This window comes from Mangrovicella endophytica, assembly GCF_002893625.1.
GTDB lineage: Bacteria > Pseudomonadota > Alphaproteobacteria > Rhizobiales > Rhizobiaceae > Mangrovicella > Mangrovicella endophytica.
On record NZ_PKMZ01000023.1, the window covers coordinates 1 to 2,267 of the forward strand.

Sequence of the window (2,267 nt, forward strand, 5' to 3'; positions counted from 1 at the left end):
CATAGGTCTGGAAGCTGCCGTCGGCGTTCCGGTACTTGGCCAGGATGTCGTTGACGGTCTTGAAGTTGGCGTCGATCTTTTCTGACAGGGTTTTGTCGGAGCGCTCGGTGAGCGGACGCAGCAGCTCGACGATCTTCTGGGCCCCTTCGATATTGGCCTGGAAGTCCCAGAGGTCGGTATGGCTGTAGCGGTCTTCCTCGCCGCTGATCTTGCTGGCCGCGACCTCCTCGATGAGAACGGCGGCGCCGCCGATCATCGCCTTCGGCGGAATGGTGAGACCCTTGATGCGCGCCTCGAGGTCGACGGTATCGGCCTTGAGCTTGTCGGCGAAGGGTGCGGCGCCTTCGGTCGTGTTCTTGGCGAAGAGCAGGTATTCGAGGCGATGGAAGCCGGTGAAGTCCTCGCTCTCCTCGGCCTTCTCGTGGTCGTCGGCGCGTGAGTCGATGGAGGCGTCGAGATCGCTGAAGAGCTCGGCGACAGGCTCGATCCGTTCATAGGAGACGCGGCTCGGCGCATAGAGCGACTTCGCCTTGTCCAGATCGCCGGCCTTGGCCGCGTCCGCAAAGGCGGCGGCGTCCTTCACCAGCTTCTGGGTCTCCTCCAGGATGTACATCTTGTAGTTCGTCAGCGGCTCGACGAGTTCCATCGGCGACACCGGCTCGGGCGCAGCCTGAAGCGCTGTGGCCGGCAGCAGGAACGTGCCGGCAAGGAGAAGGCGGCGGAGGATCATGGACGTTTCCCTCTTAAGTGCTGGGTTGATGTCGGGGCTGCATGACGATCAGGCGCCGCGGAAGAGGCCGGCGCCGAGGGGCTCGTGTGGGCCGCGCGAGCCCGGCAGGACAAAGTAGTACCCGCCGCCGATGGGCTTGATGTACTCCTCCAGCGGCTCGCCGTTCAGGCGGTTCTGGACGGCGACGAAGCCGTCGTCGAGGCTCGCTTGGAAGGCGATGAACAGGAGCCCCATGTCCATCTGCCCGGACTCGGTGATACCGCGCGAGTAATTGTAGGGCCGGCGCAGGATCAGGTTCTTCTCGGTCTCGGGGCGGCGCGGATTGGCGAGCCGCATGTGCGATTCGTGCGGGATCACCTTGCCATCCGGATCCGCCGCATAGTCCGGCAGGTCGAACTCGTTCTTCTGGCCGAGCGGCGCCCCCTTTTCCTTGTCGCGGCCGAAGACGCGCTCCTGCTCGCGCAGCGAGGTGCGGTCCCAGCGCTCCACGAAATGGCGGATGACGCGCACCACCTGGTAGCTGCCGCCAGCTGCCCAATCCGGCTCGCCTGAATTCGGCTGCACCCAGACAATGCGGTTCATCGCCGCCGCGTCCGAAGAGTTCGGATTGGCCGTGCCGTCCTTGAAGCCGAAGAGGTTGCGTTCGGTGCGCTGATGGCCGTCGGTCGGGGCATCCGGGATGACGAAGCCGTTCTGCTGCCAGCGCACCATCAGGAGGCCCGGCAGCTTGCGCACGATATCGCGCAGCGCGTGGATGTTGGTCTCGGCGGTGTTGGCGCAAAACTGCAGAAGCAGGTCGCCATGGCTGATCTTAGCGTCGATGGCGTCGTTCGGGAATCGATCCATCGGCCGGAGCTGGCGCGGCTTCAGCCTCTCCAGCCCGTAGCGGTTCTCGGCAAAGACCGATGAGCCGAGCGCAACCGTCACGGTGAGATTGTCGGGCGTGACCACCGGCCCGAGGATGCCGGAATCCTCTGGCGGGAAGCCGGCGTCCCGCGCGGGGATCGGCCCACCGGCGGTCAGGAAGGCGATCCGCTCCGTCAGCGTCTCGAACAGGCGCTGCAGGTCTGCCGGGTTGGTGGCCAGGATATTGAAGGCGACGAGCAGCAGCGATGCGTGCCGGCGCGTCGTGACGCCAGCCTGGTGCTCGCCATGAAAGGGATAGGCGCCGAGCCGACTGTCGGTCGTATCGGGCAGCGGCGGCTCGGCACGGTCGGCGTCCGCGCGGGCGGACAGGGCGCCGGCCATCGAGGCCGCTGCGGCGCCGCCCATGAGGCCGATGCCGCCGAGGAGACGGCGGCGCGAGGGTGAGGCGGGGGCGTTCGGATCGAGAGGCTTCGCGGGTCGGGTCATGGTGGTTCTTCTCAGCTCACCCCAAGGGCTCCGGTGAGATTGGCGAGGTCTTCGGCAAGGGTGGTGATGGGACCCTGGAGCGCCACGCGGTCCTCCTGGGTCAGCTTGTCATAGGTCTGGAAGCTGCCGTCGGCGTTCCGGTACTTGGCCAGGATGTCGTTGACGGTCTTGAAGTTGGCGTCGA

2 protein-coding genes are annotated in these 2,267 nt (G+C 66.0%); both read right to left on the bottom strand.

The window, feature by feature from the left end; genetic code table 11:
* Positions 1 to 730, bottom strand: a 730-nt coding sequence (efeO, locus tag C0R46_RS20550) for an iron uptake system protein EfeO (RefSeq protein WP_102961543.1), incomplete at its 3' end; no start/stop codon positions are given.
* A gap of 48 nt (positions 731 to 778) precedes the next feature.
* Complete coding sequence (gene efeB, locus C0R46_RS20555) at positions 779 to 2,083, bottom strand: iron uptake transporter deferrochelatase/peroxidase subunit (protein ID WP_102961544.1); 1,305 nt, start codon at positions 2,081 to 2,083, stop codon at positions 779 to 781.
* Between the last annotated feature and the right edge of the window lie 184 nt (positions 2,084 to 2,267).

Coding starts and splice junctions, on each gene's coding strand:
- efeB (WP_102961544.1), bottom strand. CDS start 2,083: ATGACCCGACCCGCGAAGCCTCTCGATCCGAACGCCCCCGCCTCACCC.